The sequence below is a fragment of the Fundicoccus culcitae genome, assembly GCF_024661895.1.
In the GTDB taxonomy this organism is placed as follows: domain Bacteria; phylum Bacillota; class Bacilli; order Lactobacillales; family Aerococcaceae; genus Fundicoccus_A; species Fundicoccus_A culcitae.
This window is the reverse complement of record NZ_CP102453.1, coordinates 2,537,626-2,563,085: the sequence shown is the minus strand read 5'-3', so window position 1 is coordinate 2,563,085 and position 25,460 is coordinate 2,537,626. Positions and strand designations below refer to the sequence as shown.

The window sequence follows — 25,460 nt, the reverse complement described above, 5'->3', positions numbered from 1 at the left end:
ATAGATGATACTAACTAGCATATTACAGCTAAGAAAATGCAAGGAGACAGTAATGAACAATAAAGTATTTCAAAATGATTCTGTCGTCTTATATCAGGGGAACGCTTTAGAAGTATTGAAAAATATTGAATCTGAATCTGCAGACTCTATAATAACTGACCCACCCTATTTTCTGTCAAACGGAGGAATTACATGTCAAAATGGTAAAATGGTCTCAGTTGACAAAGGTGATTGGGATAAGCTTGATGACGTAATGAGTATGGAAGATTTTTATCAGGTTGTACTTTCAGAAGCAAAGAGAATTTTGAAAAAGGACGGAACTATCTGGGTCTTTGGTACAATGCATAATATCTTCACTCTTGGTTACCTTTTGCAAAAAAATGATTTCAAGGTTTTAAATAATGTTACTTGGCAAAAATCGAATCCAGCTCCAAATTTATCTTGTCGAATGTTTACCCACTCAACTGAAACGATTATTTGGGCAAGAAGAGATCATTCTTCCAAACATTACTTTAATTATGATTTAATGAAAGAACAAAATAACGGAAAACAAATGAAGGATGTTTGGACTACATCTACTACTAAACAATCAGAAAAGAATCATGGAAAACACCCCACTCAAAAACCACTTGAAATTATGGATAGAATTATTCTAGCAAGTACTAAAGAAGATGATGTGATTCTGGATTGTTTCTCAGGTAGTGGAACGACCATAGTCTCCGCTTATTCATTAGGAAGAAAGTCAATTGGAATTGAACTTAATGAAGATTTCATTGAAATCACAAAGGCGAGAATTGAGGAAGTAACCAATAAAAAACAACAATTAAGTTTATTTAACTAAGGAGATGAAACCATTGGCAATAGATGCAAAGCCCTTTGTAAAATGGGCTGGAGGAAAATCTAAGCTTTCTTCTACAATTTTAGATTTTTCAAGTACTAAATTAGACTTTGATGATTTTGATACCTATATGGAACCATTTGTAGGCGGGGGTGGTATGTTCTTTGCAGTAGCAAATCAACATAATTTTAAGAAAAAAATTATTTCTGATAATAACCTTCAATTAATTAATACATACAAAGTTATTAAAGAGAATGTTAATGGTTTAATCACCGAATTAGATAAAATCCAAAACGAATTTAATGCTTTACCTTCTATGGATGACAAGAAAGAATATTATTTGTTCTTAAGAGCTACTTTTAATAAACATCTACTATCAGATAATTTAGTTAAACAATCCAGCTTACTCATCGCCTTAAACAAATTAGGATTCAATGGTTTATATCGAGTAAATGGAAAAGGTGAGTTTAATGTTCCATTCGGACAGAAAAAAACTGCAAATCTATATTCTAAAAATAATCTGCATAATGTGAATCATATTTTACAAACAACAGAGATTTACCATCTTGATTTCAGAGATACAATAGAATTCGTAGATGAAAAAACATTAGTTTATATTGATAGCCCATATAGACCTTTACCTGGGACCCAAGCATTTAAATATCAAAAGTCTGATTTTGATGATAATGACCAAATAGAACTAGCAGAATACTGCCAAGAAATTAATCATAGAAACGGATCGTTTATACTTAGTAACTCTGATCCTATACAAAAAGATCCTAATGATTTCTTCTTCGATGACTTATATAAAGATTTTGATATAGCCAGAATAGACGCAAGAAGATCAATCGGTGCTACCGCAAGTCGGAGAGGTGTGGTTTCAGAAATATTAGTGATTGGACAGTGATTCTATATGCTTTTTAATGAATATCAAAGTCTGGATACTTTAAAAAAGTTTGACTACTTTATGTCCACACTTTCTAAAACAAATAGAACTCCAGAATACTATGTCAACTGGGAAAAAGTTACTCGGACAATGGCTTCTCAAGAATTATCACTCAATACCTTGAACTATTTAGTTGGCAAACCTAATATCAAAGAAGAAGCTACTGCCTTATTTGAATCACAACCACAGTTATTAAAAGCAATTCCTTTACTAATAGCATCCAGAGAAAATAATCTTGATGTCCTACAGATAGATGATAATAACGATATTGAAATAATCAACTTAAACTTCTCAACTATTGATACCAATAGGTTGGATGAATATACTCAATTCATAGAAGATACTGGATTATTTAGTTTCCTTCAAAATGATTTAAGGAAAAATCTAGTTGATTATGTATACGGAGTAGAAGTTGGACTAGATTCAAACGCGAGAAAAAATCGTTCTGGAACTATGATGGAAAAAATTGTGGATAATTATGTAACAAAAACTGGCAAATCTTTGGGTTTCGATGCAATGACTCAAGCAACACCTTCGATAATAAAGTCCAAATGGAATATTGATATACCCGTTGATAAAAGTAATAGGAGGTTTGATAATGCGATTTATAATAATCGTACACATATCTGCTACTTAATTGAAACTAACTATTATGGTGGAGGAGGTTCTAAACTTAAGGCAGTAGCTGGTGAGTTTAGTGACTTAAATAGTTTCCTCAAGCAATCAAATGAAAACATTAAATTCGTATGGGTAACCGATGGACAAGGTTGGCATACCGCGAGATTCCCATTATATGAATCTTTTTCTAAAATAGACTACATTTTTAATATTGAAATGCTGAGTAATGATTTCTTGGATGATTTGTTAAAGTCTTAAGAATATAGAAATCTAAAAAAGCCTCTAATCATTGATATTTATGGTTAGAGGTTTTTCGATTACTGTGTAAATAGCCTTTAAGGTAGCAGCAATTAATACTTATCCTTAATTGACCAAACCTTTAAACTATGAGATCATAAAATAAAAAAGCGGTAAAGGTGGACTTGATATGGAAAATCAAGAAATAAATTTACTTTTAGAACGCCAGTTTATTATACAAGATGAAATTGAAAAACTAAGTAAAGAGTCTAACGAAATTTCTCTAAAAATTTATCAGTTAAATAACAAATCTATGAGACCAAACATTACCAATAAGAATGAAATTAAGTCATTATTAGAATCCAAAGGCTATGATGTCAATACTAAAACCCAGTCTGGAAGTCAAATATTGGTTGTATCAAACAACTCAAAAACACTTAATGTTTTACTTAAACAAAGTAAATACTATTATAAATCTTATCACGCATGGTATACCATCAATCCTAATGTAGAAGATTTTGTTGACATATTCATCTTTATTTATTTAGATAAATATGGAATAAGTAATTCATTAGTCATTAATAAAAATAAGATGCAACCCATTATGGAGTCACTATCAAAAATGCCAGATGGAAGAACGAACATTCAATTGACAGTTGAAAACGGAGAAGTAATTGAACATTTTTCAAAAGTTAATTTGACTGATAGTGTGAATGATTTTAGTGTGTTTGATTAATTTTGAACATATCTGATCAAGATTAAAGGCAATCCAATCATTTTGGTTAATGGTTGGATTGCCTTTTTAGAACATATAAACGAGATTTTCGATATTCTATCTATTCAAACTTACTTATTAATTGCATCATGATAAAATTCAATAGCTTCTTTGTCTGTATATTTTTCATGTACTATTTTTCCAATTGATTTTGCCATTTCCTTAGGATGGTTACTTTGAAAAATATTTCTTCCCATATCAATTCCACGAGCTCCTCTAGAAATTGCATTATACGCTAATGTTAGTGCATCTTCTTCAGATGTCTTTTTGCCTCCAGCAACGACAATTGGAACTGGACATGCAGCAACAACTTCTTCAAAGTTATCACAATAGTAAGACTTAACTAATTGAACTCCCATTTCAGCAACAATTCTAGTTGCTAATTTAAAGAATGTATCGGTACGTTCCATATCTTTACCAACAGCAACAACTCCCATTGTAGGAATTGAATATCGGAATGCAGCATTAATCGTCTTCGAAAGATTATCAATCGATGATAATTGCCCATCCGCTCCAATAAAAGTTTGTACTGCTAAACAATCTGCATTCAATCTTATTGCGTCTTCAATATCAACTGAGTTTATTTCAAAACTTAAATCATCTTGTAGCATAGAAGATCCACTTGTTGTCCTAAGTGCAATACCTTTTCTGTTTGCTGGGCTAACCCAAGATCTTATTAAACCGCGTGTTCCCATGAGTACATCAACATCATCTATTATTTCTGGTAATAATAAATCTAATCTTTCTAAACCGGCTGTTGAACCCATGAAATATCCATGATCAAAAGCAAACATTACTGTATTACCACTTTCAGGATGAAAGATATTAGTTAAATGCTTCTTCATTCCCCAATCAAGATTTTCAGCTCCTTTAACGTGGAACTTACCAGATGTAGCCGGTGGAGTATCTACCCTATAGTCTTTTGCAACTTTTAAATTATCTAAGTCAGCCATTTATTATCCCCTTTTCTAAAATGATAAACTAGAAATCATATTCATCAACATTATCTGCATCAAAAATTACTCGCTCAGGTAAAACAATTACCCCTTTATCCTCAACATCTTCTGCATTTGGATCTAGTACTGAGTTATTCAATAATTCAACTTCACCAATTCCAGGAACTTCAACTGTGTCACCTACATTAAACTCATTACCTTGAGCAAGATAATCAGAAATCCATACTGCTAAAGCACCTTGCACTTGAACATCCCACAATCCCCAACGATAAAGTACATCTTGTTCTAAATAATCTCTGATAGAGTTTGGAGATGCAAAACCTGTAACTGTAACATCATCCTTACCAAGACCACTATTTTGCATAGCTTGTAATTGTCCAGGAAGGGCTGTTGAGTCATTACAGATGATTAAATCAATATCACTATGAGCGGCTAGAATTGCCTCTCCAACTTGAATTGCTTGTTCTGCATTTTGATTACTATAGTAGTTTTCTGGTGCCACATTAACCCAGTTCGGATAATTTTCCTTTATAAACTCTTCACCAAATTGTTGCCATGAATTTTGATCTGCTACAGTCGCTTGAGAATAGTGCCAAGCATAAGTAATTTCATCGTTTTCTGGATCTTTACCTCTATCAATAAGAGACTCTACTCCCATTTCAACTAACATTTGTCCAAGTTGTTCTGGAGTCCCTTGTGCTACCATTACTTGTCGAGCATCGGAAGAAACATCTGAATCCCAAGTTGTTACGGTAATTCCCTGTTCCATAGCAGATCTAAGAACATCATCCAACCCTGTAGCATCTACTGCAGAAACTGAAATTGCATCAGCCCCTTGTTGAATTGCATTATTAATAATCGTTACTTGATTAGCAACAGAAGCTTCTGGGTTACCATCGTATCTAACTTCAAAGCCGCTTTCTTCAGCAATTTTTTGTGCTCCATCGTTCGCAGATTCAAAAAATGCATTTCCTGAAACTTTTGGCACAAACACAATTAAGTTATTGCTTTGAGCACTAACCATATTAAGTCCTATCGGTGATATGCAAGCCATTCCAGCCATCAATAATGCAACAAATCTTTTTGTTACTTTTTTCATATTCATTACTCCTCAAATATTATTTTTTATTCTTATCTAAAAACATTCTGACAATTAACGAAACGATCAATAATATACCGACAGGGATTTCCAGATACTGCGTACTAACTCCATTCATTGACAATCCAAATCTAAGCACTCCAATCACAAGAGACGCTATCGCAGTACCAAGAATATTACCTCTACCTCCAGTGTTACTTGTCCCTCCTAAAACTACAGCTGTAATAATTGGTAAAGTTAACTCTTTTCCAAAATCAGGTTTTGCTGTACCTAAGTATCCTGTTAAGACTATTCCAGCTAGTGCTGCACTTATACCCGATAAGACATATGTTGAAGTAATAATTCTATTAGTCTTAATACCTGATAATTCAGCAGCACTTCGATTTACTCCTGTAAGAAATACTTTTCGACCATACTTTGTTTTATGTAAAAGTATATAATTTGCAATAACCAAAATTATAAAAATTATCGCTTGATTAGGAACTGGACCTACTCTACCCCTAAATAAACTTGTAAATGACTCAGGAAAACCACTAATCCCCAAATATGTTTCGATACCCGATAGACTCAGTATTGCAAGTGCAATACCACTAAAAAGAAATGACCCACCTAATGTTATAACCATTGGTTGCACATCAAGTTTAGATATTATTGTCCCGCTAAATAATCCAGCTACACCTCCTATTATTAACCCAATAAAGCTTGCTACCCAAATATTTACTCCAAACTGTTGCCATAACAAACCAACACTTATTGAAGTTAACCCGACAATTGAACCTGCTTGAATATCCATCCCACCTGCTATTAACACAAATGTTACAGATAGAGAAATAATATTGATCGGCATAAAATCATTTATGCTTCCTAATAGGACATTTAGCCTTAGGAATCTTGGATTCATAATTCCAAAAACAACAATTAAAGCAATTAATAACAATAATAAAATTAATTCCCAGCGATACTTATTAGTATAATATTTAAGCTTACTCACCAAAGCACCCCTATTCTATTCTCGAAGCTAAACGCTGAAGTCTAATCCGTTCAGCAGATCGTTTATTAACAATAGCAGTTGTTACAACAATAACTATTAACATTAATCCAGTTATAGTGCTGTCATAAGTTGAAGGTAAGCCTACAAAAACAAGTATCCTACTGATTGAAGTCATTAGTACCGCTCCGATCACTCCACCCCAAACACTTCCCACTCCACCAGCTAAACTAATTCCACCAATTACACAAGCTGCTATAGCGGTCATTTCGTACCCACTGCCAGCTGTAGGTGTAATAAATCCTACTCTACTCGCATATAATATCCCGCCTATACTTGATCCAACCCCCGAAGCTATAAATGCTACCATTTTTGTTTTTTTAACAGGTAGACCAATCAATTTTGCCCCTTCTTCATTATCCCCAACCGCCTTGAAGGATTTTCCAAATAATGTGTATTTAGTCAAAAGATAGGTTATTAATGCTAATACGAGCACAAAAATATAAATATATGTAATTGTATTACCAATTCTCACCTGAGATAAAGCTTTAAACTCTACATCAAGACCTTCAACCCATCTGCCTCCAGTGACAACATAAATCATCCCTCTAATAATACCGTTAGTTCCAAGTGTCATTATTATCGATGGTATTTTTAAGTAAGTAACTCCTAAACCATTTATAATACCTATAACAATTCCTAAAGCTAAAACAGTAATAAATATCAGATAATAATTGACCCCTTCTACAACCATTAAACCCGTTAATGTAGCTGCCAAACCTAAAGTAGCTCCGACAGATACATCTATTTCTCCAAGGAAAAGCACAAAACTCATACCTATCGCTACCACAGCATAGACAACGCTTCCATTTATAGTTTGAAAAATATTATTAATTGTTAGAAAACTACTATTATACGTCCCCACTAAGCCGAACAAAATAATAATTATTAGAAGGGCGCCTATCTCTTTTGATTTAATTATTCTTTTCATTTGACACCTCTATTTTAGGAATACCAAATATAGCTGGCGTTAAATTATCTATGGTAACATTTCGTCCAACAAATTCACTATTTATTCTACCTCTATACATTGTGATTACTCTATCAGATAGTTGCACAATTTCTTCCATATCTGAAGAAATAACTAGTATGCCAACTCCAGTGTCTTTTAATTGTGTAATAATTTTATATACATCTTCACGCGCTCCGGCATCCACTCCACGAGTAGGTTCATCTAGTATCAAAACTCTAGGCATTGAAGCTACTGTTTTAGATATAACAATTTTCTGTTGGTTCCCACCTGATAGATTACCTATTTCTTGATCAATATCTCTTGACACAATATTAAATTTTTCTTTAAAGTATTTATAGTTATTATTCTCGACGTCTCTATCTACAAAAATCCCTTTCATCGCTTCAAGTGATGATGCCGTAATATTCTCTCCAATTGAACGAATTTTAAAGATTCCATTTCTAAATCTATCTTCAGGAACATAGTTTAATCCTAAATCGATTACTTCCGACGTAGATTTTCCAGTTATATCAATATTCTGTAATAAAACATTACCTTCTTTTATTTTATCTCTTCCAAATATAGATTCAGCTACTTCTGTTCGCCCAGCACCCACTACACCAGCTAAACCAAGTATTTCACCAGATCTAATGTTAAAAGAAATATCCTTAAATCCATTACCACTTATATTTTTTACTTCAAAAACAACCTCTGAATCTTCAAAGTTTTGATCATACGATGCTGAATATTTACTAATTTCTACATTCTCAGGTAATAAACCTTTTATCAAATCTGCTTCAGTAAATTCACTAACGGATCCTTCCAATGTAACTCTTCCATCTCTAAGTATGACTATTTTATTAGCTATTTCAAATACTTCAGTTAACCGATGTGTTATATAAACTATACCTATTCCATCTTCACGTAATTTATTAATTAATTTGAAAAGAGATGAAACTTCGTTGTAAGTCAATGAACTAGTTGGTTCATCTAAGATTAATACCTTTGACTTTCGTACTAATCCTTTTAAAATTTCAACCAATTGTTGCTCTGCTATAGACAAAGTCATCGCTTGTCTATCTAAATCAATATCCCAATCTAAAAAATCTAGTGTATTCTTGAGAAATTGTAGATTTTCTCCTTTATTCCCAGGTAATCCAATAAAAATATTTTCTTCAACTGTCATATTTGGAAATAACAAAGGTTCTTGAGGAACTAGATAGATACCATTTTTAAGAGCTTTTGATGGATTCATAACATCCACAGTATTTCCTTCAATAATCAATTCCCCTTTATCCTTACTATACATACCCATAATGATCTTCATTAATGTGCTTTTCCCAGCTCCGTTTCCTCCAATTATTGCAAGTACATCTCCTTTATCCAAGGATAGATTAACACCTTTCAGAACTTCAACCCCAGAAAAAGATTTACATATTTCTCGACATTCAACAAGTGATGTTGTACTCAAAATTCAAACCTCCTATTCTTAAACATTTGTTTCTAAGATTATACATTTGCATACAACTGTTAATTGTTTCTTTGTAAGCGGTTGCCTCGTTAATTGTATCCTACTACATTTTTATCATAAAGTAAATAGGTAAAATAAAAATATAATCAGTGATATTATAGTGTTTTAAAAATTAATAAACAAAAATTTTTCTGAAATATTTTTGTTGAGTGTGATTTTCCTTATGTTGACTAATTATATCATTTGATATAGAATTGAATCATATGTGAGGTGTCAATATGGAAGATTTTAAATTAAATGATTTTTTTAAACAACATAACCTAGTAAAAGTAGCTTGGTATTATTATATAGAAGGGATAACTCAACAAGAGATAGCCGATATAATGGGTGTCTCAAGAATGAAAATTAATAAAATGTTGGATGAAGCAAGACAGAAAAATATCATCCAATTTTTCATACCAGTAGCTGCTAGGAACAAACTAGAACTAGAAAAAGAACTAATTAATATGTTTAATTTACAAGATGCATTCGTAGTTCCGGTATCTACCGATAACAATATGAATGAAGCGCTAGGTAAAGCAGCAGCAATTTATGTAAATAATATGCTTCAAACGAACTCTTATATTAATATGGGGTATGGAGATACACTACATCACTTCATCTCATATTTATCTAGCATTACTGATAAACCAGTTTCAGTAGTCTCACTGACTGGAGGAATAGACCCCTACTTACCAACAAAAAATTCATATAACTTTAATGTGAATCTCAATCTAATCCCAGCACCGTTATTCATGAACTCTAAAGAATCAGCCGACAATATACTTCTAGAAAAATCAGTTCAAGAAGTATTTGAATTATCAGAATTATCTTCAATTACAATCACTGGTGTTGGTGAAGTATCAAATAATTCAACTATTGTAAAAACAGGAATATTGACAACTAACGAGGTTAAAAAGATGCAAGTCCAAGGTGCCGTTGCTGATATCTTAATGCATTTCATTGATAAAGATGGTAATCTTATCGAGTCTGAGATAGAAGATAGAGTTGTTAGTAGGAAGTTAGATACATTAAAAAATATGAAAAATGTAATTGCAGTTGCTGGAGGTGAAAGTAAAACAAATGCAATACTGGCTGCTTTAAAAACAGGTATTTTTAAAGTATTGATCACTAGTGAGGAAGATGCAAAAAAAATAATTGAAAGGAGTAAGAATGATGAGTAAGGAACTTCTATTAGCATTAGATGGTGGCTCCAGTAGTTTTAGAGCTATTATCTTTGATAGAAATGGCAATCAACTGTTTATTAATCAACGCGAATGGCATCATTTACATGACCCTGAAATACCTGGTAGTATGGGGTTCGATTTTAAAGAAAATTGGGAACTAATATCCTCATGTATTAATGAACTAATAATAAGTAATAATATTAATCCGGAGGATATTATTGGACTTTCAACAACCACTATGAGAGAAGGTTTTGTATTATATGATGAATCCGGTGAAGAATTAATTGGTTTTGCTAATGTTGACTCTAGATCAATAGAAGAGTCTTCTTTTTTAAAAAAGAATTACCCAGATCTAGAATCTGAATTATACAAATCTACTGGTGAATCATATGCATTAGGGGCTCTACCAAGATTGTTATGGGTTAAAAACAATTTGCCAGATTTAATGGATAAAGGATATTGTTTTAATATGCTAAACGATTGGATTAGCTATAAACTTACAGGAATTCTAGCAAGTGAACCTAGCAATTCGAGTACTAGTGGATTGTTTAATATCCACAGCCGAACATGGGAGCTTGAGAAATTGGAAATTTTTGATATTACTTTAAATAGTGTTCCCGTCATTGAATCAGGGAGTTTACTAGGTTTTGTGAGTAAAGAGGCTTCAGAAAAAACTGGTCTTTCTACAAATACTAGTGTGATTATGGGTGGTGGTGATGTTCAGTTAGGGTGTGTTGGGCTAGGCATTTTAGAAAATAATGAAACCGCTTTAATCGGAGGCACCTTTTGGCAATTAGCTCATAATACTGATACTGTTTCTGTTGACCCAAATCAGAGTATACGGTTTAATTGTCATGCCCTGCCGAATATGTGGCAACACGAATTAATCGCATGGCAAGTCGGAAATAGTATTGATTGGTTTTTAGAAGCCTTCTTTAGTTCAGAGCTTCTTGAACTAAAGAGTAAAAATGCTTTATATACTTTTATAAATGAAAATATTGTGGATATCCCACCTGGTTCCTATGGTACTCTTGCACTTTTTTCTAATACGATGAATATGATGACTCTTAAAAATTGTGCACCAACCTTTACTAATTTTCAATTAGATTCAACAAAATATAACCGATTTTCATTTTATAAAGCATTGATGGAAAGTGTTGCGTTAGTTGTTTTACAACATAAACAAAAAATTGAACAATTTTCTAACGAACCAATTAAAGAGTTGGTTTTCGCAGGTGGAGCTTCGAACAACAGTATCTGGTGTCAAATTATTTCTGATGCTTTAGGGATTCCAGTGAAAGTTCCAAAAGTGAAAGAAGCAACTGCGTTTGGAGCCGCACTTACTGCCGGCATAGGTACTCAATTAATTAATAAAGAAAAAGCTGCTAAATTGATTCAATTTGAAAAAATTTACTATCCTAATTTTGAGAATACACAAATCTATAAAAACTTAGTGGGCAAATGGCGTGTAGCATACGAAGCGCAATTATCATTAGCTGACAATGGTATAACTGATTCAATGTGGCGTGCACCTGGAATATAAATATAATTTGAAAGGATGTTAGCAATGTACATACTTAATGAAAATGAAAAAGAATATCGATTTGGCGATAGTGGTCCGAAATATTTAATTAAAGGCCCAAGAGTAAATTTTGCAATAGTTAGATTTAATCCTGGCGAAGACTTTTCTGCACACTATCATCAAATTATGGAAGAAAATTTTTATATTTTGGAAGGTAAAGTAGATATTTATGTTGATGACAAAAAAAATAGCCTAGCTGCAGGAGATTTAATTCATATCGAACCTAATGAAGTTCATTATTTAAAAAACAATTATGATGTGCCTGTAAAAATGATCGCTTTATTAGGCCCACATCAAGTAGTTGATAAAATTGATGTTCCTGATTATAAAATTCCTGAATAGGTACTAGATTAATTAGTGTTAGGAGTGATTCAATGAAAAATTTTGTTTATAATATCCCAACAAAATTGTACTTTGGAAAAGATCAAATAAAAAATTTGCCTGATTTACTAAACCTTTTTGGTAAAAGAGTCTTGCTTACATACGGAGGCGGAAGTGTCAAAAGGTCAGGTCTTTATAATACTATCATTGAATTATTAGCTGATTATGAAATAGTTGAATTAGCTAATATCGAGGTAAATCCTCGAGTTGATTCAGTAAGACAAGGAGCGACATTGTGCAAAGAACACCAAATTGATGTTATTTTAGCTGTTGGTGGTGGATCTGTTATTGATGCATCAAAGATGATTGCTGCTGCCTCGAAATATGATGGAGATGCTTGGGATTTAGTTAAGCATCCAAAGAGAATAGAAGAAGTTTTGCCACTTATAGATATTTTAACTCTTTCAGCAACAGGATCTGAAATGAATGCCTCTGCAGTAATATCAAACACAATTACCAAAGAAAAACTTAATGTATACAATAAAAAGTTATATCCACATGCATCTATCTGTGATCCCACTTATACTTTTAGCGTCCCTAAAAACCAAACGGCTGCTGGCACTGCTGATATAATGGCACATACAATAGAAACTTATTTTAGCATAGAAGATGATGTATATATTCAAGATAAGTTATGCGAAAGCATTTTAAAAACTTGTATTCATTATTTACCTATGGTTTTACAAGAACCAGAAAATTATGATGCTAGAGCAAACCTCATGTGGGCATCAACTTTAGCTCAAAATGGGATCATCAGTTTTGGAAAAGGAGGCCCATGGTCAAGTCACCATATTGAGCATATACTATCTGCCTATTATGATATTCCTCATGCAGTCGGAATGGCAATCTTGATACCTCGTTGGATGAATTATGTTCTCAACCAGAATACTGTTAAGCAATTTGCAGTTTACGCTGAAAACGTTTGGGGCATCACACAACAAAGTGATATTTTTAAAACTGCAAGATTAGGTATTAGAGAGACATATGAATTTTTCTCAAACTCAGGATTACCTCTCACTTTACCTGAAGTAGGAGTTAAATCAAATGAACATTTTTCAGAAATAGCTGAATTAGCTTCACCATACTTAACCAAATCATATATATCACTATCTAAGGATGATATCATCCGCATTTTAGAATCTTGTATGAATCCTTTTTATAATTAAAAACAATATCATTTGAATTGTAATAATTCTCATGTAAACAGACCTATTCAAGTCTAATAATAGCATTGAATAGGTCTGTTTATTTATACTAAGCACCTTATTTTTCTAACATTACTTCAAGACGATAACCATCTGGATCTGACACAAAAAAGTAAGTAGGTGGTGTCCCAGGGAGCCCTTTTAAATCACTAGTTTGATACCCTGCCTGTTTACATTTTTTATGCATATCATCAAGATCGTCAACAGCAATCGCTAAATGGCTATAACCATCACCAATTATATAGGGACCATTGTCATAATTGTATGTTAACTCTATTTCAAAATCACTTCCTGGAACAGTTAAGTATACTAAATCAAATTTATCATCAGGAAATTTATCTTCTCTACTAATTGAAAAATCAAATAATTCAGTATAAAACTTCAAAGTTGCCTCTAAATCTTGAACTCTATAACAAACATGTAATAATTTTTGTACCATAATACTCCTCCTATTTTTTTAATCTACTTAATTAATAATTAGCAATCTAAATTAATAATTTTTTGTACAAGGATATACCATATTTTTTATATTGTTTAAACCGATAATTTATTATAAATTTCTACTAATGACCATTCATTACCAACATTTCCTGGAAAAACAATAAACGGTATTTTTCTAAACTTCGATTCGGAACCTAATTGCCAAACAGAGACACCTTTAATGATTTGCCCCATAACCATCGCCTTCTTAACACCTAATGCCTTTACTGCTATATCACTTGAAGTAATCCCTCCTTTAGTTAAAATATATCTTGGTTTAACTGATAATTTTTGTACAATTTGCTGTATTGAATCAGAAATCTCAATTGATATTAATAAGGATTCTTCCTTATTATTTCCAACAATCACTTCTCTTTGGGTATATATCACAACAGTCGTATTATTAAAAATATGCTTATCAATTAGTTTTGAGATTTGTTCTATATAACCTTTTTTCTCTTTTTTTGACAAAAATTTTTTAACATCTAATTCAATACAGTAAATATCTTTAATTTTTTTGAGTCTTGAAAATTGTCTAGTGGTTAAATTTGTGTGTGAACCGATTATGTACATTGCTCCATTCTTATTTTTTGAATCTTGAGTGATATCATTAATAATATTATCTGAAAATTGAATCCCTAAAAGCTTTACTATCGAAGCCGCAGACCTAACTACAAATTTTTTTCCTTTGTTAATTGCTTTAAACAAAAACAATACAAAGATTTTTAAATCTAAATAGTTTTCTGCATTCACTATTATTTTTCCAAAATTTGAAATATTTATTAAAATATTCATTATTTCACTTTCATTGAAGCTTCTTAAATTATCCAGTGAAATACTTTCTATAGAAATATCCTCTCTTTCGTGCTTCTCTTTAATATAATCAATTAGGTTTGCATTTTCATAGCCAAAAGTATTATCTTTAGCAAATTCAGTTTTATTTACAGGTAGTAAAATATTATTTTCCATAATATAGTGAACATTATCTATAGTTACTCTTCCGCTCTCTATAAATGCTGGACAAATTATTTCACCATCCAAATCTGGAATAAACTCAGAAATTATCTGAGTCTCAATTGGATAATGTCCTCTTAAAGTAGAATCACTTCTACTTACGATAAGAAATTTGGAACTAAGTGATTTTCCTATTATTGTTAAATTGTGCATAATATCACTATGAACTTTTATAGTTTCTTTTTTAGATAATGCTCTAGAATTTGTAAGAATATAGAACATAGGACTTGTTTCTTTAAATGCTTTTCTTAATGTATTTTCATCCCAAGCAGTATAAATCGGGACATCTGATAATGTCTGAGATCCTGTAGGATCATCGTCTAAAACTATTATTTTTAGATTTCTAGGTTTTTCATTTATTAGTTTCAATTCAATTTCATCTTCAATATAATTATTTGTTTTATTTTCCAAATCAAAACCACTCCTAACTATTAATTAGTTCATAGTATTTGATTAAAACAGTATGATCTGACTGCGATTCACCTCTATTAATTAAAGTTTTCATTTGGTCTTTAACTATTACTGAGTGAGGTACTGATATCAGTTTATTATCAGCAGTTTTAATAATATTATTAATATCTTTATAGTTTATAGAAAGAGTTCCTCCAGCTTTAAATTCTCTAGAAACTAAAAATGGGATCATTCGATCTAACACTTTACTAGATGCTAAACCATTTTTTATCGCATCATATGCAATGGTTACATCAATATTTGATTTTTCTAACATGTTGAAAGATTCTGCAATTATAGATATAGTTCCATTTACGATTACTTGATTAGCTAATTTAACTGAGGAACCTGCACCAATTGAGCCACACAATGTAATACTTGAAGAAAGGTGTTTCAAGTACTTTTCGAATTTTTGTAAAACTCCTTCATTCCCACCTACCATTATTGCTAAAGAACCACTTGTTGCTCCAGCTTCTCCCCCACTTACTGGTCCATCAATATATTCAATACCCACTTCTTTTAACATATCTGATATTTCTATCGATTCACCTGGACTTATAGAAGCCATGTTGCAAATATACTTGACTATATTATTTTCTGATGAAATTAAACCATTATCACCAAAAAGCACATCAATACTACTTTCATAAGAAGGAAGCATTAAAATTACTAATTCACATTTATTCGCAATTACTCTATTATTCCCTCTAATCGCACCAATTGAAATCAAATCTTCTACTTTATTTTCATCTAAGTCTGAAACTACGACGTTAAACCCTGCCTCTACAAGTCTTTTTGCCATTGGATGTCCCATTATTCCTAATCCAATAAATCCAATCATTACATCACCCTTTCCGGTATACCGGTATACCAACACACCTATTTTAATGTCTGTAACCGCTTAAGTCAATAGTCTACAAATCTTTTATATGTTATTATAAGTTTGGTGATGTTATGACTGAAAATTTTAAAGACAAAGCTATAAGTCTTTTATTAGAAAAAATTAATAATCAAGAACTAGATTATAATACTATATATTCTGCAACAGAATTATCTAAAGAATTTGGAATTTCAAGAACTCCTATGCGTGATGCTATTAATCTATTATCAGAACAATCCGTGGTAGATATTGTTCCTAATAAAGGGTTTAGACTGCATAAATTTACTGAATCTGATGTATTAGATACCTATCATGTAAGAGTTGCTGTTGAATGTTACCAATCACAAATTTTAGCCAAAAATATTTCTCCTATTCTTATTAAAAAAATTCAGGAATCCTTAAATAAACAAGATATTATATTAAATACTGGAAAAAATATAAATGACTTTGTTAAAGAAGACTTAAATTTTCATTTTCTAATTGTATCATCAAATCAAAATAAAATGATGATTTCAATCTTTGAAAAGTATAGCTATATTGTAAGATTTCTAGCATCTCATGCTTATTATTACGATGATAGAATGGATTCAGCATTATCTGAACACAAGAAAATCTATGAGGCTATTAAAAACAAAGATCCTAACAAAGCCTACCTTTCAATGTTAAGTCATTTAGATATTCCATATAATTTAAATATGTCAACAATAAAGAAATTATTCAATACATAGTTATATACAATGCGATACAATTATATTTTCAGAAAATTATTATTAGTCACTATTTCCTTTTACGAATTAACAATCTCATTCTATTAAATATTTATTTTATTCGTTTAAATTCTACATATTATTAGTATATTATCATTTACCAAGGAAGGTCTATTTCATGAAGAAAGAAATCCAAGTAGTCGGGGCCGTTATCCAATCAGATAACCTGATTTTTTGCGCTCAAAGAGGTCCTGGAAAATCATTAGCCGAATTATGGGAATTTCCTGGTGGAAAAATTGAAGCTGGAGAAACCGATAGAGAAGCTCTTGAAAGAGAAATAAAAGAAGAATTACAATGTCAGATTAAAGTGTTGGATAAAATAACAACTAATAGATATGAATATGATTTTGGGTTTGTCAATCTAACTACCTTTAACTGTCTCTTGATTGATGGGCAACCTAAGTTAACAGAACATATAGACGTAAAGTGGTTACCAATCAATCAATTAAAAACACTTAATTGGGCACCAGCTGATATACCAACCATTGATATTTTATTAAATGAAAACTAGAGGATGTTGTCAATGTATACATTAGTTAATAATACTACTAAACTGAATTTATTAGATGTAATAACACAATCCATTGAAGAATGTCACCGTTTCTATTTTAATGTTGCATTCGTTAGTTACTCAGGAGTCCAATTACTATTGGATAGTTTACAAATAGCGAAAGAAAAAGGGATACCTGGCAAGCTGATTACAGGAACTTATTTAAATTATACTGATCCAAAAGCTGTTCGTAAATTAATGGACTTTGATAACTTAGATGTTCGAATCTTTCAAGCAACTGAAACACAAGGATTTCATCCAAAAGCATATATCTTTGAATATGATACTTATTATAAAGTTATTATTGGATCATCTAATTTAACAAACTACGCATTGAAAAGTAATATTGAATGGAACTTACAAGTTATTGCTAAAGAAAGTGATGAGAAAAATGATTTTTTGTCATATTTAAAAGAGAGCTTCAATAATATTTGGGACCAATGTGAATCTGATACACATGAGTTTTTATTAGATTATGAAAAATTTTATACTGAGGTTCATAAAGGTGACATGATAGAAGATCCACCTAGCAGACAAATTTATACATTCCCCTTACAGACACGATTAAAACCTAATTCCATGCAATTAAAAGCAGTAGATGCATTAGAAGCCTTACGCGAAAATGGAGCTGAACGAGCTTTAGCTGTAGCGGCAACTGGTACAGGGAAAACCTATATGGCTGCTTTTGATGTTAAAAGAGTTGCACCGAATAAAATGTTATTCATTGTTCACCGTGATGTTATTTTAACAAAAGCTATTGAATCTTTTACAAGAATTTTAAATATATCAAGCGAAGAAATATCCTTATTTAATGGTGTTAATGAATATCGAAATGCTACCTATGTTTTCTCAACAAACATTATGATGAGTAATCATTATAAAAAGTTTGACCCTTATGAATTTGATTATATTATTATTGATGAGGCACACCATGCCACGAGTTCAACTTATCAGAAAATTATTAATTATTTTAAGCCACAATTTTTATTAGGAATGACAGCAACTCCAGAACGCCCTGATGAAGGAAATGTTTTTGACGTTTTTGATAATAATCTAGCCATTGATGTGCGTTTAAGAGAAGCCTTATCAGAAGGATTACTCGTACCTTTTCATTATTATGGTATTACAGATCAATCAGAGATCGATCTGAGCGATGAATATTTAAGTCCAGAGCAAATTGCAGAAAAATTAAATATCACTAGTAGAGTAGATTTTATTATAGACCGTATGAATTTTTATGGATTTGATGGAAAAAAACTAAAATCTATAGGATTTTGTGTTACTAAAAAACATGCTGAATTTATGGCAACTGAATTTAATAAACGTGGCATTCCTGCAGTTTATTTAACTGATAAATCCTCTAGAAAAGAAAGACTTAAACAAATTAAACTACTTGAAGATGATAATCAACCATTAAATATTATTTTTACAGTTGGATTGTTCAATGAAGGAGTTGACATTCCGAGTGTAAATCAAATATTAATGTTACGTCCTACGGAATCACCGATTATTTTCACACAACAATTAGGAAGAGGTTTACGTAAACATTATTCAAAAGGTTTCTTAACTATTTTAGATTTTATTGGAAATTATAGCAAATCATTTTTAATCGCAATAGCCTTATATGGTTCGCGTTCTGTAAATAAGAAAGAGATTAAGCATGCTGTTAAACATGATTTCAGAAGCATACCTGGTCCATCAAATATCCGAATGGATAAAATAGCCAAAGAACAAATCTTAAATCAACTAGAAAATGAAAATTTTTACTCTCTAAAATATTTAAAAGAGGATTATTCTACTTTTAAAAGTGCATTTAATGGAAGAATTCCTTGGTATTTACAAAATTATCTACTTTTAGAAGGAGCACCTGATCCAGTACTTTTTTTTAGTGAATCAATTTCAGCTAACAAATCAGATAATTATTATCAATTTTTATCAAAAGTAGAAAAAAATAATAGTCAAATTTTAAAAATAATTTCTGATAAAGATTTTATGACAATTTATTCAACTTATTCAGGCTTTTTACCAGTGAAAAGACCTCATGATTTAGCAATACTAGAATTAGCATTAACAACAAATTCGTTCACACTTGAAGTTGCACTTAAAAATGTGGAAAAATACGTTGAAGGCGATCAGTTAGATTCTACATTACATGCATTAGAAATGTTTGAATTACGATATCCAAATCATAATAAAAAATATAACTTTATAACTTTAACTAAAGGTAATGATGATACATATTTATTTAATGAACAACTAACAAAAATTATTAAGAATCCTACTTATCACACTATCCTTAGTGACCTAATTCACTATGGGTTATTGCGCTACCAATTAGAACAAGGAAAAACAAATTACGGTACTCCATTTTTAAAACTGTATTCTGAATATAGTTTACAAGATTTAACATATGTATTGAACTTCAGAAAACCATTTAGAGCCCTTACAGGAAAAGGTGTAACTCTATTTGATAAAGACTCGAAATCGTATTGTCTAATAATTAATCTACATAAAGAAGAAGAAATAAGCGAAAGAATAAAATACAAAGATAAGTTTATTAATCAAGAACACTTTCAATGGGAAAGTCCTAATTCAGCATCACCAGAAACTCCTTTAGGAAAAAAACTAATATACAATCTCGATTATGGAGTAACTCTCCATTTATTTGTCAGAAAATACAGCACTATTAATAATGTAACTCAAAGATATACTTATATCGGAACCGCTGATGCCATTAGTCATCGAAACGAGAAACCGATTGAAATCCAGTTAGCGTTACATAATAAGATGCCAATTGATTTGTATCAGGAGTTTGAGCCGGAGAAGGCTGAGTTTTAATATTATTTTATCTAAAAAGTGAGTTGCTATTTATCTTCATAGCAACTCACTTTTATTATTCTCATCGTATACTATTAATTTAGGATGGATATATCATATGAATTTTTCCATTTAATCTTTTAGAAATTGAGATATATTTCTATCTGTTCAATTGTTGCTAATACTCATAATGAATAGAGTCTTGATATTCTTCAAATAATTGTTGATTCAAGGCATCACCATCATCTAAATTAGCACTGTAAAATATAGGTGGTGTTTTCATTCCATTTTCCTTTAATTTTCTCACTGTTTCAACAACTATTGAATTTAAAATCGCAGCTCCAATAACTGTTGAAGTAGGACCCACTTTTTGTTCAACATTTGGAATTGAACAAGTTCCATCACCAATTTCTCCATGATTATCAATTACAAAATCACAATATTCATAAAGATTTTTTCCAGAAGAATGACGTGAACTAACGGTCTTCGAGTATGCTATACTAGTTAGACAAATTGTTTTTACTCCTAATTTTTTCGCTTCTATAGCTAATTCAATAGTGACTGGATTTCGCCCAGAAACAGAATGTAAAATCAATACATCTTCTTTTTTAAATTTTGTTTTATTTGCTAATAAAGTTCCATATCCTTCTAATCGTTCCATCTTAGAAGTATGAGTAATAGGACTAACATTAACTATAACAGATTCACCAAAAATAGGATTAATGGTCATAAGTCCTCCAGCACGATAAAATAATTCTTGTGTTAATATTCCTGCATGACTTGCACCGAATATGAAAATAGATCTTTTTTCTTCAATTGTTTTAGATAATAGATCACTAACTCTATTCATTACATCTTTTTCTTCTAATTCAACTGTTTTCAAAATATCTCTTACTTTATCAAAATATTCAAATGTCATTGTAAAATCCCCGCAAGTAAATCACCTATCCATTTAGCAATCGGTCCAAATAATGAAAAGTCATTACCACCAAAAATTAATAACCAATCTCTGATAGTATCATTAAACACTATAACGGATATTCCCATTAAAAGCACCATAACAAATGAAGCTACTATTGTCCCAATTATAGAGCCTTTAAGTCCACCTTGACCTTCACCAACTACTGCAGCTCCCCCTATTTCAAAGAAAGAAGTAACAACTAATGGAATCAGCAATACACCGAAAAGATTAAATGTATTTGCTATAACAATCAGAATCGTTGATGTAATCATTGCAACTACAAACCCAATTATTACAGCGTTTGGTTTATAATTAAACAGAATAGGAACATCAAACGCAGGGATTGCTCCAGGAATAAGTTTTTCTGATATACCTTGGAAAGCTGGAACAATTTGATTAATTAATAAGCGTACACCATATAACATTACTAGCAAACCTGAACCAAAAGTAATTCCTTGTGTTACTGCATAAAAGAATGTATTTTGACCTTCTGGAACAACTATCGGTAAGAAAATTGCAATAATTAAATACATTAAGAAAATAACTAGAGCACCCATAACTGAAGTATTTCTAAAGAAAGATAAACTCTCTGGAACCCTTACATCTTCTGTTGATTTCTCTTTATTCCCAAGTTTACGTGCAACTAAACCAGAAATAATACTTAACATTCCAGTCGGATGTCCAATTAAAAACGACTCATCTTCAGTTACATCCCAAATAAATTTCCGCATAATCCAAGGCATGAAAGACCAGTATAAAGCAGAAAATACAGCACCAAATATGATTAGAATCCACCCTGTTAGCCCCGCTTCAACTCCAGCAGCTACAAAAATGAATGGGAACCACCACAACATATGGCCTGTTAGAAATATTGTTTTAACAGGGGTAAATCGTGCAATAAGTAAGTGTAGTATTAAACCAAAGAACATCGCTAAACCAACTTCACCACCATGAATTTCAGTAAAGGTTACATCAGTTAATACAGAACCAACTTGTGCTTCTTCAGTCAATCCTTGCTGAAAAGCTCCATTTATAGGTGCAATTGAACCAACAATAATCCCTACACCTGCATCGATTATAAACATTCCAAACGCTGCACTCATTGAACCTTCAAGAATTTCAGAAATACTTTTCCGTTGAAGAATTAACCCTAACGCTGCAATTAATCCTAATAATATTGGTGGGTTGCGTAAAATATTATCAGTAAAAAAACCTAGTATATTCATAATACAATATCGTCCTTTCTATAAATTTGTTATTTACTTTTACTATTAATAAAGTCATCAATTGCTGCGCCTACTTCTGCTTGATCCATGTATCGTTTAATAGGAAAAACAGGTACATTTGTTGTCCTCTTTAATTCATCACCTAATTCTTTACTAGTAAAAATTGCATCTATGTCTTTAGTCGCTTTAGCAGAACTTAAATCAGTATTTTCAACTTTACATTCCACACCTCTCTCTTTACACACTTTCTCTACAGTCATTTTCAAAACCATAGAAGATCCTACACCAAAACCACATACTGCTAAAAATTTATACATTTTAATCCACCATACTTTCTAATATCGTATCGATTTTGCTTATATCTCCAGCAATAAAAACTTCATAAATATCATCATTCATTAGCAAATTTGATAAATCTGATAATGCTTCTAAATGCGAATTTGAGTCTATTGCTGCTAAGACCAAAAAATTTTTTATTGGATTTCCTTTTAAATCTACTGGTTGTTCTAAAGTTAAAAGTGACATTCCTTTTTTTTGCACGCCCTTTCCTGCTTGGGCATGCGGTAGAGCAAAATAATCTTTTAGTACAATATATGGCCCATTAGTATTCACACTTTCAATCATCGCATTTATATATTCTTCCTCAATAAATCCTTCATCAAGTAAGGGGGCACTTGCGATTTGTACAGCTTCCATCCAATTGGCAACAGATTGCTTATGCTGCATTCTACTTTTTGGCAATAATTCTCTTATAATTTTAATCATCCCTCTCTTCAATCAGTGTACGTTTAAAATCATCTATACCTTCGCTTTCTGTAAGCATTTGTAACTTATTTTCAGTATTGATTAAATTAAAAATACTTTTCATAATATTAATATGTGTATATGAATCGACTGGAGCGATACAAAACACAATCTTAATAGGATCATAACTATCATGGCCAAAATTTATAGGAGTTATCAGTTTAGACACACTCAATCCTAACTGATTAACACCATCATTAGGTCTGGAATGAGCTAATGCAATGTTTGGAGCAATAGCAATATACGGTCCATGTAACCGAACAGCTGTAATCATTGCTTCCAAATAATTACTATTAATTATTCCTTTTTCTAAAAGTGGAGTGGCTGTTTTAGTGATTGCATCTTGCCAATCAAATGCTTTTAAATTAAATATTATGTTACCTTCCAAAAGAACATCTTTTATTTTTGGTAATGTTGCTTCAGCATCTAAATATAAATTATTGTTTTTAAATATTTTAATTAATTCCTGGTAAATTGATTCGTTTACTTGCCCTTTACTTTTATTAATCAATTGTAAAATATCCGTAAAAAGCTGACTATTCTCATTGTTGTTTATTATTTCACTTTTTATTTGTCTTTTATTATCATCGTGAATATCTAAGAACCTTTGTATTTTCCCATAATTCTCTTTTATTAATATTGAGTCAATTATTAATAGAGGTATTGTATCTAACTGTATATTTATTGTAGAAAATGCAATATCGACATCTAGTTTATTTATTAAAGTTATTTCATCAGTTGATAGATTTGCAATCACTTTTACGTTAAAATTCTCTTCCAACATATGTGCAATTAACTGACTTGTTGCTTTTCCATAATTACAAAATACTACCGCATTAAATATATATACATTGTTTTGCCGATTCTTACTTAAACTAACTAAAAAGTATATTGCCAAATAAGCAATTTCATCATCAGTCATATTATTAAAATAATCTTGTTCTTGATATTTAAATGATTTAATAGTATTGAATAATTTTTCATTATTACTTTTAATTTCATCAGTAAGTGGATTTACAATTTGAATATTATTTTTAATTCTATTAATTAATTTGATAATATGTTTAAATAAACCAGAAAAAAGTTCATCTTTTCGCTCAAATTCAATATTTAATTTATCTTGAACATATTCGATTAAGTCTATCGTAATAATTTGCCCTCTAGACCATTCAGAGAATTCATTATATGACTCCGAATCAAGCGTTTCATTAATCAACTTAATATAATGTTTTTCAGATACACTTATTGCGATATCAAATTGTTCTATTATTTCTTTGAATAAACTATCAAAGGTAGTATCTAATTTTTCCTCACTAAAATATTCACCTTGTAACTTATATCCATTTTTTAATCGGTGTATCCAAATTATTAAATATAAGATTGTCTGATTTTTATACATCACATCATTATCACTATCTATATATTTATTATATAAATCACTGATTGTTAGAAAAGATTTTAATGGTAAATATTGAAACAGAATCCTTCGTTCTGGTGTTTGATTTTTTGCATCATTCGTAATATCAACTACACCAATTATTTTATTTATAACATTAAAAACCATTACTCTAATCGCTTTTTCATTACCTATAACCTCAATGAATTTGGTTGTCTGGTTGTTTAAAGAAAGATGATACTTTTCTAGTAATTCTCTGACGATCTTCACATCACTATCAATTGTCGACTTCGATATATTGTATTCCTCTTGTTTTCTATATATAAATTTAACTTCTCCAAAAGTAAAAGATAGTATCAAATCTAGTAATCTCAATTGACTATTCGAGTAGTAATCAATTGGTTTGTTAATATTTTCAAACTTTCTGATTTCTTCATTTGATAAATTGATTATAATTCTATTTTTATTAACTTGAAGCGTTTTCAAATTATTCTCTGTTAAAAATTCATTAATTGACTTTATATCAGATCGAATGGTCCGTTCTGTTACAGAGAATTTTTGAGCAATTTCATTAATAGTTATTGGATAATTTTGCTGGCTGACTAAAATCTGAAGCATTTCAAATAATCGACTTTTCATATTATCACCTAAGTTAAGGATAATAAATAAAATAAACTAATACAAGTATAAATAATTTCACAGCTTTTTTGAAAAAATATATGTACTTAGAAAAAACTGTTTAAATCAGTACCCTCAGTCAAATATAAAGAACTTCAAATAA

Annotated in this window: 24 protein-coding genes; 11 read left to right on the top strand and 13 right to left on the bottom strand. The window is 30.9% G+C overall.

Translation table 11 applies throughout. From position 1 onward, the window contains the following. The first annotated feature begins 52 nt into the window (after positions 1 to 52). From NRE15_RS11660 to NRE15_RS11645, 4 genes are all read left to right on the top strand, one after another. Positions 53 to 841 carry a DNA-methyltransferase gene (locus tag NRE15_RS11660; protein WP_313793053.1) on the top strand — a complete coding sequence of 263 codons (789 nt, stop codon included), beginning with the start codon at positions 53 to 55 and terminating at the stop codon, positions 839 to 841. Between the two features lie 13 nt (positions 842 to 854). Then, positions 855 to 1,745 (top strand): DNA adenine methylase, encoded by an 891-nt coding sequence (locus NRE15_RS11655; RefSeq protein ID WP_313793052.1) that lies wholly within the window; start codon positions 855 to 857, stop codon positions 1,743 to 1,745. A gap of 6 nt (positions 1,746 to 1,751) precedes the next feature. Then, the gene (locus tag NRE15_RS11650) at positions 1,752 to 2,660 is read left to right on the top strand and encodes a type II restriction endonuclease (RefSeq protein ID WP_313793051.1); all 909 of its coding nucleotides are present in this window, start codon (positions 1,752 to 1,754) and stop codon (positions 2,658 to 2,660) included. A gap of 169 nt (positions 2,661 to 2,829) precedes the next feature. Continuing rightward, the gene (locus NRE15_RS11645) at positions 2,830 to 3,375 is read left to right on the top strand and encodes a hypothetical protein (protein WP_313793050.1); all 546 of its coding nucleotides are present in this window, start codon (positions 2,830 to 2,832) and stop codon (positions 3,373 to 3,375) included. A 110-nt stretch (positions 3,376 to 3,485) separates the two neighbouring features. Here NRE15_RS11645 and lsrF read toward each other — a convergent pair whose 3' ends face one another. Genes lsrF through NRE15_RS11620 form a run of 5 tightly spaced genes read right to left on the bottom strand, consistent with a single transcriptional unit; the run spans position 3,486 to position 8,940 of the window. After that, positions 3,486 to 4,367 carry a 3-hydroxy-5-phosphonooxypentane-2,4-dione thiolase gene (lsrF, locus tag NRE15_RS11640; RefSeq protein ID WP_313793049.1) on the bottom strand — a complete coding sequence of 294 codons (882 nt, stop codon included), beginning with the start codon at positions 4,365 to 4,367 and terminating at the stop codon, positions 3,486 to 3,488. Positions 4,368 to 4,395: 28 nt separating this feature from the next. Further along, on the bottom strand, positions 4,396 to 5,469 hold the full coding sequence (locus tag NRE15_RS11635) for a substrate-binding domain-containing protein (protein WP_313793048.1): 1,074 nt from the start codon (positions 5,467 to 5,469) through the stop codon (positions 4,396 to 4,398). Positions 5,470 to 5,488: 19 nt separating this feature from the next. Beyond that, positions 5,489 to 6,460 carry an ABC transporter permease gene (locus tag NRE15_RS11630; RefSeq protein WP_313793047.1) on the bottom strand — a complete coding sequence of 324 codons (972 nt, stop codon included), beginning with the start codon at positions 6,458 to 6,460 and terminating at the stop codon, positions 5,489 to 5,491. Positions 6,461 to 6,470: 10 nt separating this feature from the next. After that, positions 6,471 to 7,448 carry an ABC transporter permease gene (locus NRE15_RS11625; RefSeq protein WP_313793046.1) on the bottom strand — a complete coding sequence of 326 codons (978 nt, stop codon included), beginning with the start codon at positions 7,446 to 7,448 and terminating at the stop codon, positions 6,471 to 6,473. Beyond that, positions 7,432 to 8,940, bottom strand: coding sequence for a sugar ABC transporter ATP-binding protein (locus tag NRE15_RS11620; protein WP_313793045.1), 1,509 nt, complete (start codon positions 8,938 to 8,940; stop codon positions 7,432 to 7,434). The genes NRE15_RS11625 and NRE15_RS11620 overlap by 17 nt, the downstream gene beginning before the upstream one ends. Positions 8,941 to 9,218: 278 nt before the next feature. Here NRE15_RS11620 and NRE15_RS11615 point away from each other — a divergent pair, with 278 nt between their 5' ends. The 4 genes from NRE15_RS11615 to NRE15_RS11600 are packed head-to-tail and all read left to right on the top strand — an operon-like array spanning position 9,219 to position 13,295. Then, on the top strand, positions 9,219 to 10,163 hold the full coding sequence (locus NRE15_RS11615; protein ID WP_313793044.1) for a sugar-binding transcriptional regulator: 945 nt from the start codon (positions 9,219 to 9,221) through the stop codon (positions 10,161 to 10,163). Beyond that, on the top strand, positions 10,156 to 11,709 hold the full coding sequence (gene lsrK / locus NRE15_RS11610; protein WP_313793043.1) for an autoinducer-2 kinase: 1,554 nt from the start codon (positions 10,156 to 10,158) through the stop codon (positions 11,707 to 11,709). The genes NRE15_RS11615 and lsrK overlap by 8 nt, the downstream gene beginning before the upstream one ends. A 24-nt stretch (positions 11,710 to 11,733) precedes the next feature. Then, the gene (locus tag NRE15_RS11605; protein WP_313793042.1) at positions 11,734 to 12,090 is read left to right on the top strand and encodes a cupin domain-containing protein; all 357 of its coding nucleotides are present in this window, start codon (positions 11,734 to 11,736) and stop codon (positions 12,088 to 12,090) included. 32 nt (positions 12,091 to 12,122) lie between these two features. Further along, positions 12,123 to 13,295, top strand: coding sequence for an iron-containing alcohol dehydrogenase (locus tag NRE15_RS11600; RefSeq protein ID WP_313793041.1), 1,173 nt, complete (start codon positions 12,123 to 12,125; stop codon positions 13,293 to 13,295). A 97-nt stretch (positions 13,296 to 13,392) separates the two neighbouring features. Here NRE15_RS11600 and gloA read toward each other — a convergent pair whose 3' ends face one another. The 3 genes from gloA to NRE15_RS11585 all read right to left on the bottom strand — a co-directional run bounded on the left by gloA (position 13,393) and on the right by NRE15_RS11585 (position 16,119). After that, entirely contained in the window at positions 13,393 to 13,773 is a 381-nt protein-coding gene (gloA, locus tag NRE15_RS11595) for a lactoylglutathione lyase (RefSeq protein WP_313793040.1), read from the bottom strand. A gap of 95 nt (positions 13,774 to 13,868) precedes the next feature. Beyond that, entirely contained in the window at positions 13,869 to 15,239 is a 1,371-nt protein-coding gene (locus NRE15_RS11590) for a four-carbon acid sugar kinase family protein (protein ID WP_313793039.1), read from the bottom strand. A 13-nt stretch (positions 15,240 to 15,252) separates the two neighbouring features. After that, a complete protein-coding gene (locus NRE15_RS11585; protein WP_313793038.1) occupies positions 15,253 to 16,119 on the bottom strand; it encodes an NAD(P)-binding domain-containing protein in 867 nt (288 codons plus the stop codon). Positions 16,120 to 16,232: 113 nt separating this feature from the next. On the opposite strand from NRE15_RS11585, the gene NRE15_RS11580 reads away from it, so the two are divergent. The 3 genes from NRE15_RS11580 (at position 16,233) to NRE15_RS11570 (ending at position 20,313) form a co-directional block, all read left to right on the top strand. Beyond that, positions 16,233 to 16,886, top strand: coding sequence for a GntR family transcriptional regulator (locus NRE15_RS11580; RefSeq protein ID WP_313793037.1), 654 nt, complete (start codon positions 16,233 to 16,235; stop codon positions 16,884 to 16,886). A 157-nt stretch (positions 16,887 to 17,043) separates the two neighbouring features. After that, positions 17,044 to 17,436, top strand: coding sequence for a (deoxy)nucleoside triphosphate pyrophosphohydrolase (locus NRE15_RS11575; RefSeq protein ID WP_313793036.1), 393 nt, complete (start codon positions 17,044 to 17,046; stop codon positions 17,434 to 17,436). Between the two features lie 12 nt (positions 17,437 to 17,448). Next, positions 17,449 to 20,313: a DUF3427 domain-containing protein gene (locus NRE15_RS11570; RefSeq protein ID WP_313793035.1), complete on the top strand. Its 2,865-nt coding sequence runs from the start codon at positions 17,449 to 17,451 to the stop codon at positions 20,311 to 20,313. A 157-nt stretch (positions 20,314 to 20,470) separates the two neighbouring features. On the opposite strand, the gene NRE15_RS11565 is transcribed toward NRE15_RS11570, so the two are convergent. From NRE15_RS11565 to NRE15_RS11545, 5 genes are read right to left on the bottom strand one after another with little or no spacing between them, the layout of a single operon-like run. Then, complete coding sequence (locus NRE15_RS11565; RefSeq protein WP_313793034.1) at positions 20,471 to 21,211, bottom strand: SIS domain-containing protein; 741 nt, start codon at positions 21,209 to 21,211, stop codon at positions 20,471 to 20,473. After that, positions 21,208 to 22,479, bottom strand: a complete 1,272-nt coding sequence (locus NRE15_RS11560) for a PTS ascorbate transporter subunit IIC (RefSeq protein ID WP_313793033.1) — start codon at positions 22,477 to 22,479, stop codon at positions 21,208 to 21,210. The genes NRE15_RS11565 and NRE15_RS11560 overlap by 4 nt, the downstream gene beginning before the upstream one ends. 29 nt (positions 22,480 to 22,508) lie before the next feature. Beyond that, positions 22,509 to 22,796, bottom strand: a complete 288-nt coding sequence (locus NRE15_RS11555; RefSeq protein ID WP_313793032.1) for a PTS sugar transporter subunit IIB — start codon at positions 22,794 to 22,796, stop codon at positions 22,509 to 22,511. A gap of 1 nt (position 22,797) precedes the next feature. Further along, the gene (locus tag NRE15_RS11550) at positions 22,798 to 23,244 is read right to left on the bottom strand and encodes a PTS sugar transporter subunit IIA (protein ID WP_313793031.1); all 447 of its coding nucleotides are present in this window, start codon (positions 23,242 to 23,244) and stop codon (positions 22,798 to 22,800) included. Further along, the gene (locus tag NRE15_RS11545; RefSeq protein WP_313793030.1) at positions 23,237 to 25,318 is read right to left on the bottom strand and encodes a BglG family transcription antiterminator; all 2,082 of its coding nucleotides are present in this window, start codon (positions 25,316 to 25,318) and stop codon (positions 23,237 to 23,239) included. The genes NRE15_RS11550 and NRE15_RS11545 overlap by 8 nt, the downstream gene beginning before the upstream one ends. Between the last annotated feature and the right edge of the window lie 142 nt (positions 25,319 to 25,460).